Consider the following 341-nt stretch of genomic DNA (forward strand, 5'->3'; position numbering starts at 1 on the left):
CAGGGCATTACCGCCCCTGGCTCGTGGATTTGCGCAAGGACAAGCCGCACCAGCTCGATGATCAGCTCGAACAGCTTTTCCTTGAAAAATCGATGACCAGCGCGGCGGCGTTCAACCGCCTCTTCGACGAGACGATCGCAGATCTGCGTTTCGACATACACGGTGCAAGCCTGCCGCTGGAAGTGACGCTCAACATGCTTCAGGAGCCGGAACCGGAAACCCGAAAGAAGGCGGCGGAAGCGCTGAGCGGCACCTTCAAGGCCAATCTGCGGGTCTTCACGCTCATCACCAACACGCTCGCCAAGGACAAGGATATTTCCGACCGCTGGCGCAAATTCGAG

General features: G+C 58.7%; 1 pseudogene. It reads left to right on the top strand.

What is annotated here, in order from left to right:
* A pseudogene (locus EN804_RS35515) lies at window positions 1–341 on the top strand (oligoendopeptidase F); the annotation flags it as partial.

Source organism: Mesorhizobium sp. M8A.F.Ca.ET.161.01.1.1 (genome assembly GCF_004792105.1).
GTDB lineage: Bacteria > Pseudomonadota > Alphaproteobacteria > Rhizobiales > Rhizobiaceae > Mesorhizobium.